Annotated in this window: 15 protein-coding genes and 1 tRNA gene; 8 read left to right on the top strand and 8 right to left on the bottom strand. The window is 33.6% G+C overall.

The annotated features are described in order from the left end of the window. Position 1: 1 nt before the first annotated feature. Positions 2–703, top strand: a complete 702-nt coding sequence (truB, locus tag ACXGQW_RS03490; RefSeq protein ID WP_457823711.1) for a tRNA pseudouridine(55) synthase TruB — start codon at positions 2–4, stop codon at positions 701–703. 18 nt (positions 704–721) lie between these two features. On the opposite strand, the gene ACXGQW_RS03485 is transcribed toward truB, so the two are convergent. Together ACXGQW_RS03485 and ACXGQW_RS03480 are read right to left on the bottom strand one after the other, a co-directional pair. Continuing rightward, positions 722–1,201, bottom strand: coding sequence for an ABC transporter ATPase (locus ACXGQW_RS03485; protein ID WP_457823710.1), 480 nt, complete (start codon positions 1,199–1,201; stop codon positions 722–724). A gap of 65 nt (positions 1,202–1,266) precedes the next feature. Then, complete coding sequence (locus tag ACXGQW_RS03480) at positions 1,267–1,890, bottom strand: thioredoxin family protein (RefSeq protein ID WP_457823709.1); 624 nt, start codon at positions 1,888–1,890, stop codon at positions 1,267–1,269. Positions 1,891–1,971: 81 nt separating this feature from the next. Between ACXGQW_RS03480 and ACXGQW_RS03475 the strand changes: the two genes are divergently transcribed. Further along, positions 1,972–2,529, top strand: coding sequence for a hypothetical protein (locus ACXGQW_RS03475; RefSeq protein WP_457823708.1), 558 nt, complete (start codon positions 1,972–1,974; stop codon positions 2,527–2,529). Positions 2,530–2,536: 7 nt separating this feature from the next. Here the strand turns inward: ACXGQW_RS03475 and ACXGQW_RS03470 are convergent, their stop codons facing one another. From ACXGQW_RS03470 to ACXGQW_RS03450, 5 genes are all read right to left on the bottom strand, one after another. Next, positions 2,537–3,019 carry a regulatory protein RecX gene (locus ACXGQW_RS03470; RefSeq protein ID WP_457823707.1) on the bottom strand — a complete coding sequence of 161 codons (483 nt, stop codon included), beginning with the start codon at positions 3,017–3,019 and terminating at the stop codon, positions 2,537–2,539. Between the two features lie 223 nt (positions 3,020–3,242). Continuing rightward, positions 3,243–6,695, bottom strand: a complete 3,453-nt coding sequence (locus tag ACXGQW_RS03465; protein ID WP_457823706.1) for an efflux RND transporter permease subunit — start codon at positions 6,693–6,695, stop codon at positions 3,243–3,245. Between the two features lie 7 nt (positions 6,696–6,702). Next, the gene (locus ACXGQW_RS03460; RefSeq protein ID WP_457823705.1) at positions 6,703–7,839 is read right to left on the bottom strand and encodes an efflux RND transporter periplasmic adaptor subunit; all 1,137 of its coding nucleotides are present in this window, start codon (positions 7,837–7,839) and stop codon (positions 6,703–6,705) included. A 20-nt stretch (positions 7,840–7,859) separates the two neighbouring features. After that, positions 7,860–9,218: a TolC family protein gene (locus ACXGQW_RS03455; protein WP_457823704.1), complete on the bottom strand. Its 1,359-nt coding sequence runs from the start codon at positions 9,216–9,218 to the stop codon at positions 7,860–7,862. 6 nt (positions 9,219–9,224) lie between these two features. Further along, positions 9,225–9,827, bottom strand: coding sequence for a TetR/AcrR family transcriptional regulator (locus ACXGQW_RS03450; protein ID WP_457823703.1), 603 nt, complete (start codon positions 9,825–9,827; stop codon positions 9,225–9,227). Between the two features lie 136 nt (positions 9,828–9,963). Here ACXGQW_RS03450 and ACXGQW_RS03445 point away from each other — a divergent pair, with 136 nt between their 5' ends. From ACXGQW_RS03445 to ACXGQW_RS03435, 3 genes are all read left to right on the top strand, one after another. After that, entirely contained in the window at positions 9,964–10,935 is a 972-nt protein-coding gene (locus tag ACXGQW_RS03445) for a polyprenyl synthetase family protein (protein ID WP_457823702.1), read from the top strand. Positions 10,936–10,995: 60 nt separating this feature from the next. Further along, a tRNA-Ile gene (locus tag ACXGQW_RS03440) sits at positions 10,996–11,069 on the top strand. A gap of 211 nt (positions 11,070–11,280) precedes the next feature. Then, positions 11,281–11,472, top strand: coding sequence for a PID-CTERM protein-sorting domain-containing protein (locus tag ACXGQW_RS03435; RefSeq protein WP_457823701.1), 192 nt, complete (start codon positions 11,281–11,283; stop codon positions 11,470–11,472). A gap of 188 nt (positions 11,473–11,660) precedes the next feature. Here the strand turns inward: ACXGQW_RS03435 and ACXGQW_RS03430 are convergent, their stop codons facing one another. After that, positions 11,661–12,254, bottom strand: a complete 594-nt coding sequence (locus tag ACXGQW_RS03430) for a riboflavin synthase (protein ID WP_457823700.1) — start codon at positions 12,252–12,254, stop codon at positions 11,661–11,663. Positions 12,255–12,304: 50 nt separating this feature from the next. Between ACXGQW_RS03430 and pdxA the strand changes: the two genes are divergently transcribed. The 3 genes from pdxA (at position 12,305) to rpmF (ending at position 14,144) form a co-directional block, all read left to right on the top strand. Continuing rightward, positions 12,305–13,345, top strand: a complete 1,041-nt coding sequence (pdxA, locus tag ACXGQW_RS03425; RefSeq protein WP_457823699.1) for a 4-hydroxythreonine-4-phosphate dehydrogenase PdxA — start codon at positions 12,305–12,307, stop codon at positions 13,343–13,345. Positions 13,346–13,415: 70 nt separating this feature from the next. Next, positions 13,416–13,937, top strand: coding sequence for a YceD family protein (locus ACXGQW_RS03420; RefSeq protein WP_457823698.1), 522 nt, complete (start codon positions 13,416–13,418; stop codon positions 13,935–13,937). 12 nt (positions 13,938–13,949) lie between these two features. Beyond that, on the top strand, positions 13,950–14,144 hold the full coding sequence (rpmF, locus tag ACXGQW_RS03415) for a 50S ribosomal protein L32 (RefSeq protein WP_010135057.1): 195 nt from the start codon (positions 13,950–13,952) through the stop codon (positions 14,142–14,144). Positions 14,145–14,167: the final 23 nt, after the last annotated feature.

Raw genomic sequence — 14,167 nt, 5'->3', positions numbered from 1 at the left:
TATGGAGTCTTTAGAAGCGTACAAACAAGGACAGGTACTATTGATAGACAAACCTTTGCATTGGACATCTTTCCAAGTTGTGAACAAACTACGTTGGGTGATTAAGCAGCATTATCAAATAAAAAATATCAAAGTAGGACATGCAGGGACATTGGATCCTTTAGCCACAGGTTTGTTAATACTATGTACAGGTAAATTCACCAAAAAGATAGAAACTTACCAAGCACAGCATAAAGAGTATACAGGTACAATTACTTTGGGAGGTACTACCCCTAGTTACGATTTGGAAACGGAGATAGATAAAACTTACCCTACAGAACACATCACAAAAGAAATGATTTACGACACCACAAAGCAGTTTGTAGGGGAAATAGATCAAAAACCACCTATTTTTTCTGCCATTAAAAAAGAAGGTAAAAGGTTGTATGAGTTGGCAAGAGAAGGGAAGACTACAGAAATAAAATCTAGAAAGGTTACTATTTCTGAATTTGAAATCACGCGTATAGAGTTTCCTAACGTCTTTTTTAGAGTGGCTTGCAGTAAAGGAACTTATATTCGTTCTCTAGCGTACGATTTTGGACAAGCTTTAAATTCGGGTTCTCATTTATCTGCTTTACGAAGAACCAAAATAGGAGAATTTGATGTAAAAGAGGCAATATCCGTAAACCAATTTTTAGAAGAATTTGGTTTGGAAGTCGATTAGTAGCTAAAGTAAAAACAGTTATGAAAACATTCTAGCATACCAAGTGTCTTCTGCAGGTAGCTCCCAGTCAGATTCTAATTCCTCTTTGGTATTAATAAGGTTATTAAAGACAATTGTATTTGCATTTACACTTTTGCTCTTGATAAGTTTTTTAAACTCTTTTACATCCTTGTATTGTACAAACTCCCCTTGTTTAAAGCAAACATTCAGTTTATCCAGCAATTCTATTTGGTGTTCTAGTTGTAGTTTAAAAATAAAACTAACCAGTTCGTCAATGATGGATGTAGTAACAGGCTTATCATTGTCAATAGCTATAATGATGAATCGTTGATACTTAATAGTGTACCCAGCTTTGATAGTGTTGTTAGCCGTCCACTGCTCAACAAAATCACTTACTTTAGTCTCAATTTGTTGTAAAAGATCAGGGTAAAACTTTTTACTACTTGGATATAAAAAAACTTTAGCATCGCCATTTAAATCGTCAAAATTTACTAACATAAGTGGTTTTTATTTTACACAAATATATTAGCTATCTATCAAAAAGTAAGTCAATTAACCAATTATTATATAGTTTGAGGTTTGTTGGTTTTTAAAAGTATGTTATTTACATCATTCAAAGTATCTAAGCCCTTGTTTTGATTGTACCAGAGTTGAAGATTTTCTTTAAACTCTGCCGTTAATCCTCCATGCTCTTCTTTAAAATTATTTACCATTTTTGTAGCAGTTGTTGGTCTGGGACCCCAATCAGCAATCACCTTTTTCTTGTTGTCTAAAATAATTAGCTTTGGAATGGCTTGGTTTCCGTTGGTTAAAAAATGATTCATTAATTCACTATTTTCATCTCTATAAGCAATCCTGAGATTGATATGATTAGAGGCCTTTGCAATTTTGTACAGAACAGGTACAGTTTGAGCAGCATCTCCACACCAGCTTTCTGTGAGAATTAAGAAAGTAAGTTCAGTTTCTAAAGAGAGTAACGTATTGACAATATCCTCGTTCACTTTTTGAGTTTTGGTGAGTCTTTTCATTCTAGCGTGATTAAGCTTGGTGAAATTGGTCAACTCTTCGGATTGTACGTTGCCCGAACTTTTTCTTTTCATAGATAAATCTTTCATTTGATCTAAATATTCTTCATAGGTGAACGAAGTTTCAAGGGCATTTTTTAACGTTTTACTAAAAGCAGGCATATTCATTTGATTTGTTTGTTTTAGACGTTATACTTACCACAGCTTACACGTTTTACATAAACTTATTTTATATTTGTTGTTATGAAAAATGCAGTACTATCATTGTTATGGGTCGTTGCTCTAGTCACCTTTTCTTGTAAATCGGAAATTGGGAAAAAAAATGATACAATAACCAATAAGGAAAAGTACAATAATCCTAAAGACAAAATAATAGTTTTTGATACTGTAGGGGAGGTTCCTGTGGTTTACAAAGATTCTATTTTAGATTGGAAAGGCTATTTTAGAGTAAAAAAAACGTTGAAAAAATTGAGAAAAACTAGCGTTACCAATGTGTTAAGTAGTTCGACTGTGTTGGTTAAAAATGTTAAAGTGATGAAAGATTCTATCTCTACTTCTTTAGCTCAAAACAGAGGGATTAGGGCTAGGATAAACGGTTTATATAACCAATCTTTAAGATTACAAGACATGAGAGATATACCCGCTATTACTGTTGATGAGGTAACTAAACAAACTCAGGGATTATTTGTGATTTTTAGAACAATTGATAAAAAAATAAATGCCATATATGACCAAGTAGAATTTGAAAGGGAGATGAAAGATGACAATTTCTTCTTTTCAAAGATAGATTCTATACGTTAATTTATAATTAATGGTATTCGTTTAATTTATTGAAAATTAGACTAGATTCATATCCTTTTCGCAAAACAAAGTCGGCAACTTTTTTCTTTTTTTTGTAAAAATTATCTTCCGTGGTATTTTCCCATTTTTTAGAAATTAGAGTGTATAGAGTTTCCATATACTCTTGTTCATCAATTTCTTTTAGCGCAGTTTTAATGTTGTAGGCAGAGATGTTTCTGAATTTTAACTCTTGCGTAATTCTTACTTTTCCGTATTTTTTGATTCTGAATTTTCCACGAGCAAAACTTTTAGCAAAGCGTTCTTCGTTTAAAAAATTATGTTCCATGAGATGAAGCATGATAAGCTCGCAGGCCTCAGGAATCATACCCATTTTATAAAGTTTCTCTTCTACTTCTTTATGACACCGGTCTTGATAAACGCAAAAATTTTCTAAGGCTGATTTTGCTTGCTCAACTGTATAGCTCTTATTATTTTGCTTTTTAAACTCCATAGCGTAAAAATAGGATTTATTGGACTATTGGCAATGATAGAAATAGATGAGTTACGTGTTATTGCAATAGGGATTGACTGGTTTGTTTGAGCTCTTTTGTTTGGTGTTCTCAACTTTAGTTGAACACCAAATAAAAAGCGAGTAAGGAAAGCCCGACCTTTAGGATTGCCCAAAAAAAAGCTGCTTAGAGAATAAATCTAAACAGCTTGTTGTCAAGTTTTTACTACTTTTTAAACCCTCTGAGCCATACTTTTATTTTATGCTGTAAATAGAACATTACAGGTACAATAACCAAAGTAAGGAAAGTGGCAAAGGTCAACCCGAAAATAACGGTCCATGCGAGTGGTCCCCAGAAAATTACGTTATCTCCACCCACATAAACGTGCGCATCTCCTTCGTTGAATAGTCCGAAGAAATCTATATTGATACCTTGTGCCAATGGAATTAAACCGATAACGGTGGTAATCGCTGTTAAAATTACAGGTCTTAAACGAGCTTTTCCTCCTTTTACAATCACTTCGTAAGCTTGTTGGTTAGAAATCAGTTCTCCCTCAGCAAGATTCAATTCTTCAGCCTTGCGGTCAAACAATAGTTGCGTGTAATCTAGTAGTACCACACCATTGTTTACTACAATTCCGGCGAGAGAAATAATTCCCATCATGGTCATCATAATTACAAAGCTCATTCCTGCACCAATAATTCCGAAAAACACCCCTGTGAAACTTAGGAAAATAGCCACCATAATAATGGCTGGCTTAATAGCTGAATTAAACTGAAATACCAAGATAAAGGCAATTAGTCCTAGTCCAGAAAATAGAGCTCCCATTAAGAAAGCCATTTGTTTGTTTTGTTCTTCTATTTGACCTGTAAAATCAAATTCAACAGTATCTGGAGCATCAAAATCTGCCATTTCTGCTACAATTTGATTTACTACTGCTTGCGCATCCGTAAAACCAGGAGCCAGCGCAGAGTAAACTGTAACGGTTCTTTTACCATTTTTATGCTTGATAGCACTGAACGAAGAGGTATTTTTTCTTTGGGTAACCGCAGAGATGGGTATTTGTTTAATTTGACCATCTAATTGACTACGAAACGTGATATTCTGGTTAAAAATAGCACTAATGTTTGTCTTATCTTCTTCTTTAAAACGTACATAAATGTCATAATCTTCTCCGTTTTCTTTGTAAACACTTGCTTTTTCTCCAAAAATAGATCTACGCAGTTGATTGGCTACCATACCTACGGGTACTTGCAATGCTCCAGCCTTTTTACGGTCTACGCTTACTTCTAGTGCAGGTTTTTGTTTGTTTACATCAACCTTTAACTCATCTACACCAGGAACGTTCTTTGTAGCGATAAAACGTTGCATTTGATTGGCTACTGCAATAAGTTCGTCATAATCTTCTCCCTGAATTTCTATATTGATGGGATAACCAGCGGGAGGACCTACAGCTTCTTTTTCCACAGAGATAGATAGCCCGGGATATTTTCCTTTTAGAGTTTCTTGTACTTTGATACGTAATTCTTCGGAATCCAGTCCTTTACGATACTTAAATTCTCGCATAGAGGCTGTAATTTTTCCTCTATGGGGCATTTCCGTAGTTCCTGTATCTGTCTGAGGATTTCCAGCTCCCATTCCTACTTGAGACACAGCGGATTCTACCATAAAATTTCGTTTATCATCAAAATACATTTCGTTATTAAGTACTTTGAATACTTCTTTCTCTACTTTTTTGGTAATGGCATTGGTTTTAGCAATGTCCGTTCCTTCGGGATACTCTAAGTAAACTATAATTTGATTTGGAGTATTGTCTGGAAAAAACTCTACTTTGGTTCTTCCAGAACCAACCGAGGCACCAAAGAAGGCAAAGGATGCAAATAACATAATGAATGTACCTACAAAAAATATAACTGGCTTCCATCCACTTAAAGCAAAACGCAAGAATTTTTCGTATGCGTTTTCAAAAGCTTTTAGCGCTACGTCCTGAAACCAATTGGCAGCTCCTTTAATAGCATATCTGTATGCCCAAAATAAAGCAACTGTCACTAACATTACACTACCTAATCCTCTTACTGTACCACCAAATAATAAAATCGGAATACCGAAAGCAGCTAAAATAACGGTTAGACGTATCAATTGTTTTCTAGAGAGTTTCTTTTCATCAATACTCATGAATTGGGAAACCAATACTGAGTTAAAGAATAGGGCAACCACCAAAGAAGATCCTAAGACGATAGATAAGGTAATAGGAAAGTAAATCATAAACTGTCCCATAACCCCAGGCCACATTCCTAACGGAACAAAGGCAGCTACCGTGGTTAACGTTGAGATAATGATAGGGTAAGCAATTTCTCCAATTCCTTTTTTGGCAGCCTCTAAGCGTGTCATGCCTTCTTCATCCATCAAACGGAACACGTTTTCTACCACCACAATACCGTTGTCTACCAACATTCCTAATCCCATAATCATCCCAAAAAGAATCATAGTGTTCATAGTGTATCCTAAGGCTTCAATCAGCATAAAGGACATAAACATAGACATTGGAATGGCAAAACCAACGAACAGGGCGTTACGAAAACCTAAGAAGAACATTAAAACTACCACTACGAGAATAATTCCAAAAATAATGTTGTTGACCAACTCATCTACTTGATTCAATGTTTTGGAAGATAAATCGTTGGTGATGCTAATTTTTAAACTCTTTGGTAACAAATTTTCTTTAGCATCTTCTAATTTTTCACGCACTTGGTCAGTAGCAGCTACCATGTTGGTACCAGAACGTTTTTTGATATCTAGCATTACTACATTGTGTCCCCATTCTCTAGCAAAAGTTGTTTTTTCTTTTTCTTGAAACTTAATTTCTGCAACATCTTGTAGGTATACTATTCCTCCTTGGGTTTTTACAACCAATTCGTTTAGTTCTTTAGGAGAAGAAACTTCTCCCAAAACACGAATGGTTCTACGTTGTCCGCTGGTAATTAAGTTACCTGCTGATGTAGTAATATTTTCTTGACGTATGGTGTTTAAAATATCATCGAAACTAACTTGGGCAGCCATCATTTTATAAACATCTACGGCAATTTCTACCTCTTTGTCTTGAGCTCCGCGAATGTCAGCAGCTTTAATTTCTTGAATTTCTTCAATTCTATCTTGTAAAATTTCAGCGTATTCTTTTAGTTTTTCTACGGGATAATCTCCTGATAGATTGATGTTCATGATAGGAGTTTCCTCAGCAATATTCAAATCAAAAATAGCAGGGTCTACTTTAGCACCGTTAAAAGTTGGCCAGTCTTCGGTAGCTTTCACAGCATCTACTTCGTCCTTTACTTTTACTTTTGCTTGTTCTACGGTTAAAGACTCATCAAACTCCACAATAATAACACCTACGTCTTCTTGAGAGGTAGAAGTAATTTTGGTGACATTACTAATTCCTTTAAGTTCCTCCTCTAAAGGATCTACAATTAAGCGCTCTATATCTTCTGCAGTATTACCAGGATAAATAGCATTAACGTAAATTTTAGTTTCTTTTATTTCAGGAAAATCTTCTCTAGGTAGGCCGTTGTAGGCAGACAGTCCCAATATAAAAATCAATGCAATTACAACATACATGGTGTATTTATTTTCAATAGCCCATGATGAAAGTGCAAATTCTTTATTTGTTTTTTTATTGCTCATGATGTTGTTACTTTATAATTGATACCTCTTGATTGTCTTTAACAGATCTTGCACCTTCTATAATTACTTCTGTACCGTCTGACAATCCTGATAATACTTCGATGTCATCTCCTTGTGTTTTACCTGTTTTGATAAAAGTTCTTTTAGCAATAGTTGCATTTTTTTCTTTGCTTACCGTATAGATATACTGCTCGTTGTTTTCATTTTCAGAAATAATGCTTTGGGGAATTAATAGCGCATTTTCGTTGTGATAGTCGTTGATGTTTAGTTTTACCGTCATATTAGGTTTGGCATTTACTTCATTAGGCACATTCATTTCAACTTTAAAATTTCTACTTGCAGGATTGATAAAATTACTAGCCTGAGTTACTTCCGTTTCAGCAAACTTATTCAAAATAGGAAAGTGTGCTTTTACGGTTTTTCCTTTGGTAACAGAGGTAACGTAAACTTCTGGTATCATTGCAGTAATGGTCATGTCGTCTAGGTTTACAATTCTAGCAATTGGAGTTTGACCAGGACTTACTAAAGATCCTTCTTCGGTAATGATATCATCAATAGTTCCTGAAAAAGGAGCTCTAACATTTACTTTATCTAGCTGCGCTTTAATTTGTGCTACTTGATTTTTACCTGCAAGATAAGTTGCTTTGGCTTGTAGGAATTGTATCTCGGATCCGATTTTTTGTTTCCATAAACGCTCTTGCCTTTCAAAAGTAATTTCTGATAATTCTGCAGAGGCTTGTGCTTGTGCCAATTGACTTGTTAATCCAGCATCATCAATTATAGCAATTACTTGTCCTTTTCTTACTTGTTGCCCTTCTTTTACCAACACTCTTTTTAAGTTTCCACTAAACTCAGGTTGAATTAAGATGTTTTGTTTGGTTTCTACATTTCCTTGTACTTCAAAGGTGTGGTAAAAATCTGTGGCATTGATTTTTTTTGTAGATACCAATACCAATTTTTTAATAGTGTCCAATTTAGAAATAGCAGTCTCTAATTCTTTAATTTCTGAGAGTAAAGAAATTCTATGAGATTTAATTTCTTTTAAATTATTGGATTTTATAATATCCGCTGTTGATTTTTCTTTGGACCCACATGAGGCTAAAAGTAAACCTGCGATTGCTGTAAGTGTGAATATTTTTTTCATAATATTTTATATTGTAGGAGTTAGTTTTTTAATGCGTTAAGTTCTGCTTTTTTGTTGATCACATTTACCATAGCTTGTAAATACTCTTGTTGGCTGCTGTAAAGTTGAACTTGAGCTTGTCTCAAATCAAAACTACTGCTAATTCCCTCAGCGTATTTTATGTTATTTTTACGTTCTATTCTTTCTGCAAGACTTAGGTTTTTCTTTTTGTTTTCCAAGGTGTTAATAGCCAACTGAAGTTCTGTTTTAGTGCTTTGTATTTTAATAGCCAATTCTTCTTGAACATCTGCGAGTTCGTTTTGAGCTATTTCCCAGTTAAATTTGGCCTGTTTCATTCTCGCCAAACTTTTAAAAGACGAAAATATAGGTATGTTAATGTTTATTCCAAAAGTTGCAGTTTCAAACCAGTCTTGCTTCTTGGAAAAAAACTGAAATTCATCATCATTAGCGGCATTTGATTGACCAAAATATCCTGCATTTAAGAAAGCACCAACAGATGGGAGTTTTCTATTAATCTCTAACTTGTATAAAAGTCTTTTGGCTTCGGTGTTGTTTTCAGCTATTTTATAATCTATGGTGTTGAACACAGATAAATTTTGTTTTTCAAGATTGATAATCGATATGTCATTAGAGAGCGTATCTAGTTTATCAGTAACGTTGATGATGTGCTTGGTATTGTAGCCCATTAAAAGCTTTAAAAAATCCTTAGAGATTGTTTTAAAATCGTTTAGATTTTCAAGATTGTTTTCAAGTTTATTTAAAGTAAGCTGTAGCTGTTCTAAGGCCTCTTCTTCTACAAAGCCATTGTTAAACAATGAGCTAGTTTCTTGAATGCTGGCTTTTAAGTTGCTGATGTTTCTGTTAATAATATTGATGCTTTCTTTTGTTAATAGTACATTGTTATATGCAGCAGTAACAGATTTTTCAATTTCTTTATCTGTTTTTAATTTGGCATTGTTAGAAATTTCCAAGAAAACCTTAGAAGATTGTAGTCCTACTAAATAAGTACCGTCAAAAATTAATTGCGTTAATGTAATAGTAGGTGTTGCTTTATGTTTCGGAAAAAAGAAGGCAGGACTAAACTGGCCAGGGGCTGGAGCTGATGTTAATTCGTTTGGTCTTATAAAAGAATTTGTGTACTCTAAGCTGGCATCTATCTGAGGCAAGCCAGTTGCAATCGTTTCCCATTTTTGTTTTTCTGCTGCTTGTACGCTTAAATCTGCGTTTTTAACTTTTCTGTTGTGCAGTAGGGCGTAACTGATGGCTTCTTCGAGAGAAAAATCAGTTTTTTCTTTTTCTTGCGTTTCTTGCGAAAGCACTTGGAGCGGAATTATTAAATATGCAATTAGACATAAATAAATAATAAAATACTTTTTCATAATAGTTTATTTGTCGTTTTGTAATGTTTGTTCTAAAATTTGTATGCCTTTGGTAGTGGCAATAGCCCTAATATGATAATCTAAATAGGTAGTTGTTAATTCATTTCTTCCAAAGTTTTCAGCCGGGAAAATTTCTTCGTCTTTGATATTGTGCATACCAGAAAAATAAATTCTAGTGATAAAATCAGGATTGATGTTTTTTCTAAACAAGCCCTCTTTAATTCCCCTTTCTATATTGTCATCAACACAGCCTCTCATAATTTCAAAATGTTTTTTCTTCATTTTCAAATGGATGTCAGGAAAAAATTTTTGAAGCTGATATTGAGGTGATGATTTTTCGTTTTTTAAATTTTTCATCACATAAGATTTAATTTCAAAAAGCTCGCTAATTGAGTTAAGTTTGTTTGCACAGATACTGTTAATACCATCACATAGCTTATGGAATATTTGAAAACTAGATTCCTCTACTAACTTATTTTTATTTTTAAAATGCGTGTAAATAGTTTTTTTAGAGATGCCCAATTCGTTGGAGATATCGTCCATAGTAACACTCTTAAAGCCGATGTTTAAAAACATCTCGGTAGCTCTTTCTAAAATCTTATCCTTCATAATTCCTTTGTGTTTTCGTTGCAAATATAATAACGGAAACTTTAGAAACAAAAAAAGTTTCCATAGTTTAATATAAAATTTAGGTTAGGTTTTTGTAAACACTTCTATTGTTTTACTTTTACCAAAAAACACATCATTGGATTTATCAGTTTACACACAACATTTTTTGTCTTTTCTTAAAGAAGAAATAAAGGTTAAAGAACCCAAAAGCTTGTATAAACCTGTAGAATATATATTGCAGCTAGGAGGTAAGAGAATTAGACCACTTTTGGTTTTGATGAGTATGAATGCTTTAGGTAAAGATTACAAAGATGGGCTTAATGCAGCCCTAGCCATTGAGGTATTTCATAATTTTACCTTATTACATGATGATATCATGGATGCGGCTCCTTTAAGGAGGGGTCAGAAAACGGTACATCAAAAATGGGATGTAAATACCGCAATTCTGTCTGGTGATGCAATGATGATTTTAGCCAATCAATATTTGGAATATTATTCAGGCGATACTTATAAAAAGTTGATGGTCTTATTTCAGAAAACAGCATTAGAAGTGTGCGAAGGGCAGCAATATGACATGGACTTTGAGAACAGAAACGATGTAACGGTTGAAGAGTATATCGAGATGATAAGGCTAAAGACTTCTGTTTTAGTAGCTGCTGCATTAAAAATGGGAGCAATTATCGCTGAGATTTCAGACAAAGAAGCTGATGCTTTGTACGATTATGGCTTAAATTTAGGCCTAGCTTTTCAGTTGCAAGACGATTACCTAGATGCTTTTGGTGATCCCAAAACCTTTGGAAAACAGATAGGAGGCGATATTATAGAAAACAAGAAAACATTTTTAGTGCTAAAAGCAAAAAAAGCGTTGAGAGGGGATGACCTTGTATCATTTAACAATTATTTCAATCAAACTCCTGATGATTCAACAGTTAAAATACAAGAAGTTAAAAAGTTATTTGTAAAAAGTGGAGTAGTGGAGATGATAAAGAATGAAATATCTCATTACACAAACAACGCATTCAAAAAATTAGATGAAGTTAAGTTGACCGAAAGTTCTAAAAATCAATTGATTGAATTTGGAAGGTATTTAATGGCTCGAAGTGTTTAGTGATTTACTCAAAAAAAGTTTGTACGAGTGTAAAAATAGTGTAAATTTGCCACCGCTTTAGGTCTCATAGCTCAGCTGGTTAGAGCACCTGACTCATAATCAGGGGGTCCTAGGTTCGAGCCCTAGTGGGACCACTACTTAAAGCTTAGAGCCCCAGTTTTTACTGGGGTTTTTTATTCCTCAATGCGTTCTGGATACGCACAAAACAAAAGGTAACAAGTGTTAGCATACTTGGCTAACTGTTGTTTTTTTAAAATTAATTCAATTTTTTTTTTGATAATTGTTTTAAAATCATACTTTTGTTTAACCATATTTGATATATGTTAGTTACACAAAATAAAAGTTATGAATAGACTATTTTATTTACTAGTTATAATGTTGGTTTTTGTAGGGATGCAAGAATTAAACGCAACTCCTAGACCTCCATCTCCTCCAGGTGCAGAAGACAAAGTCCCTATTGATATGGGGTTAACTTTATTACTAGCTGCTGGTGCAGGATTAGGGATAAAGAAAATAAGAAATAAGAAAAGAGAATAGCAACATTCTAAAATAAAAAAAACATCTGATATTGTCAGATGTTTTTTTTTGCTGAAAGCTTATATATTTCCAATCAAGCATTCACTTGTTTAACGAACGGGGGGATGCCATGTTGTGTTTATACTGTTATCGCTAATAAATTAAATGCGTAATGTTCCTTATGGTAATCAACAACTTTAATTAAAAATTTAATTATTATTTATCTCAGATAATTTTTTTACGTATTTACCCAATACATCAAACTCTAAGTTTACGATTGTTCCAGTTTTATAGTTTTTAAATCGAGTATTTTCGTAAGTGTAAGGTATAATAGCTACACTAAAAGTATTGCTTTCTGAATTGATGACAGTTAGACTAGTACCGTCAATGGTAATAGAACCTTTTTCTATGGTAAGATTACCTAAAGACTTGTCAAACTCAAAAGTAAAAATCCAACTTCCCTCCTGATTTTCGATATTGGTACAAGTAGCAGTTTGGTCTACGTGACCTTGAACAATATGTCCGTCAAGTCTATCTCCCAATTTCATCGCACGCTCTAAATTTACTTTCTCGCCAATGTTTAAAGTGTTCAAATTGGTTTTGTTTAAAGTTTCTTCAATAGCAGTAACAGTATATTCTTTCTGCTCGATTCTTACAACTGTTAGGCAAACCCCATTATGGGCTACACTCTGATCTATTTTAAGTTCGTCTGTTATAGACGATTGAACCGTGATATGTAGGTTGGTGTCTTCTTTCCTTAAATTTTTAACAACTCCTATAGTTTCAATAATTCCAGTAAACATTAACAATATAATTTTAAATGAGTAATTTTGTGTTTCAAAAGTAATATTTAATGAGTGAAAATCGTATGATTAGAGTAGGAATCTCTGTAGGTGATTTGAATGGAGTGGGAATAGAATTAATTTTGAAAACATTTGAAGATAAAAGAATGTACGACTTCTGTACTCCTATTGTTTTTGGTTCGGATAAATCTGTCTCGTTTTACAAAAAAAGATTAAAAATCAACTATCCTACTTATAGCATTAAGGAGCTTTCTAACATTCAAGATGGGAAGCTTAATGTTTATAATGTATGGAATGATCTTGTTGAAATAACTCCTGGTCTTCCGTCGGAAATCTCAGGACAGAAAGCGTTCGAGTCCTTACAAGTAGCTACAGAAGCATTAAATAATAATGACATTGATGTGTTATTAACAGCACCTATTAGCAAAGATAATATTCAGTCAGAGGAATTCAATTTCCCAGGTCATACGGAATACTTAGAATCTAAAATTGAAGGAAAAAGTTTGATGATTTTAATGTCTGATGAAATCAAAATAGGACTGGTCACAGGTCATGTTCCAGTATCTAAAGTAGCGGAGTCTCTAAGCAAGGATATTATTACTTCTAAAATTGATATTATGTATCAATCCCTACAACAAGATTTTGGGATTTCAAAACCTAAAATTGCTGTTTTGGGCTTAAACCCTCATTGTGGAGATCACGGAGTTATAGGTTCTGAAGATGACGATCTGATATTACCCATATTAACAGAGTACCAAAACAACGGAAAACTAGTGTATGGACCTTATGCAGCAGATGGTTTTTTTGGAAACCAGAGTTATTTAAAATTTGATGGTGTTATTTCTATGTATCACGATCAGGGATTGGTAGGTTTTAAAGCCATTTCATTTGGAGAAGGAGTAAACTATACAGCAGGATTATCCAAGGTGAGAGTTTCACCAGATCACGGTACAGCTTTTGATTTGGCAGGAAAGGGAGAGGCTAATGTTTCTTCTTTTAACAAAGCCTTAAACCAAGGAATATCTATCGCTAAAAAAAGGAAAGAGTATTTGGAATTGACCTCAAATCAATTAAAAGTTAAAAAGTATTAAATTAATGGCTTAGGTTTTTGAATGAATAAAATGTTTTTATATCTTTGCCGGCTCAAATTGATGTTTCTGTATGAAAACGCTAAACGAATTTAAAATTCCATTTGTAGGGTTAAAAGAAGGAAAGCATCATTTTGATTATCAAATTGATAAAAAGTTCTTTGATGCTTTTAATTACGATGAGTTTGATCAAATTGATTTTTTAGTAAACCTTGAGTTGAATAAAAAGTTAACCATGATGGAACTTCATTTTTCTGCAAAAGGAACTGTAAATGTTCCTTGTGATGTAACGGGAGAAGATTTTGATTTGATTGTTGAAGGAGAGTTTCCTTTGATAGTTAAGTTTGGAGAAGTTCTAGATAATGAGAATGAAGAATTGTTAATACTTCCTCATGGAGCTTATGAAATAGAATTACATCAGTATATATATGAATTGATACTGTTATCGATACCTCAAAGACGAGTGAAGCCAGGGGTAGAAAATAACACTGACGATACAGAAGAGCAGGACAAAGAATTAGAAGACAAAGAAGTAAAAAACGAACAGAGAGATCCTAGATGGGATCAATTAAAACAATTATTAGATAAAAAATAAAAATTTATAGCAATGGCACATCCAAAGAGAAAAATCTCAAAAACAAGAAGAGATAAAAGAAGAACTCATTATAAAGCTGTAGCTCCTCAAGTTGCTGTAGATCCAACTACTGGAGAAGCACACTTGTATCACAGAGCTCACTGGAACGAAGGAAAATTATATTACAGAGGACAGGTTGTTATCGATGCTACTGAAGCCGAAGCATAATTCTGTATTCTACACTTTTTAAG

It is taken from the genome of Wenyingzhuangia sp. IMCC45533 (assembly GCF_054111225.1).
This window is presented reverse-complemented; position numbering and strand designations above follow the sequence as displayed.

Excerpts from the sequence above, each read along its gene's own strand:
- truB (WP_457823711.1), top strand. The coding sequence starts at position 2 with ATGGAGTCTTTAGAAGCGTACAAACAAGGACAGGTACTATTGATAGAC.
- ACXGQW_RS03485 (WP_457823710.1), bottom strand. The coding sequence starts at position 1,201 with ATGTTAGTAAATTTTGACGATTTAAATGGCGATGCTAAAGTTTTTTTA.
- ACXGQW_RS03480 (WP_457823709.1), bottom strand. The coding sequence starts at position 1,890 with ATGCCTGCTTTTAGTAAAACGTTAAAAAATGCCCTTGAAACTTCGTTC.
- ACXGQW_RS03475 (WP_457823708.1), top strand. The coding sequence starts at position 1,972 with ATGAAAAATGCAGTACTATCATTGTTATGGGTCGTTGCTCTAGTCACC.
- ACXGQW_RS03470 (WP_457823707.1), bottom strand. The coding sequence starts at position 3,019 with ATGGAGTTTAAAAAGCAAAATAATAAGAGCTATACAGTTGAGCAAGCA.
- ACXGQW_RS03465 (WP_457823706.1), bottom strand. The coding sequence starts at position 6,695 with ATGAGCAATAAAAAAACAAATAAAGAATTTGCACTTTCATCATGGGCT.
- ACXGQW_RS03460 (WP_457823705.1), bottom strand. The coding sequence starts at position 7,839 with ATGAAAAAAATATTCACACTTACAGCAATCGCAGGTTTACTTTTAGCC.
- ACXGQW_RS03455 (WP_457823704.1), bottom strand. The coding sequence starts at position 9,218 with ATGAAAAAGTATTTTATTATTTATTTATGTCTAATTGCATATTTAATA.
- ACXGQW_RS03450 (WP_457823703.1), bottom strand. The coding sequence starts at position 9,827 with ATGAAGGATAAGATTTTAGAAAGAGCTACCGAGATGTTTTTAAACATC.
- ACXGQW_RS03435 (WP_457823701.1), top strand. The coding sequence starts at position 11,281 with ATGAATAGACTATTTTATTTACTAGTTATAATGTTGGTTTTTGTAGGG.
- ACXGQW_RS03430 (WP_457823700.1), bottom strand. The coding sequence starts at position 12,254 with ATGTTTACTGGAATTATTGAAACTATAGGAGTTGTTAAAAATTTAAGG.
- pdxA (WP_457823699.1), top strand. The coding sequence starts at position 12,305 with ATGAGTGAAAATCGTATGATTAGAGTAGGAATCTCTGTAGGTGATTTG.
- ACXGQW_RS03420 (WP_457823698.1), top strand. The coding sequence starts at position 13,416 with ATGAAAACGCTAAACGAATTTAAAATTCCATTTGTAGGGTTAAAAGAA.
- rpmF (WP_010135057.1), top strand. The coding sequence starts at position 13,950 with ATGGCACATCCAAAGAGAAAAATCTCAAAAACAAGAAGAGATAAAAGA.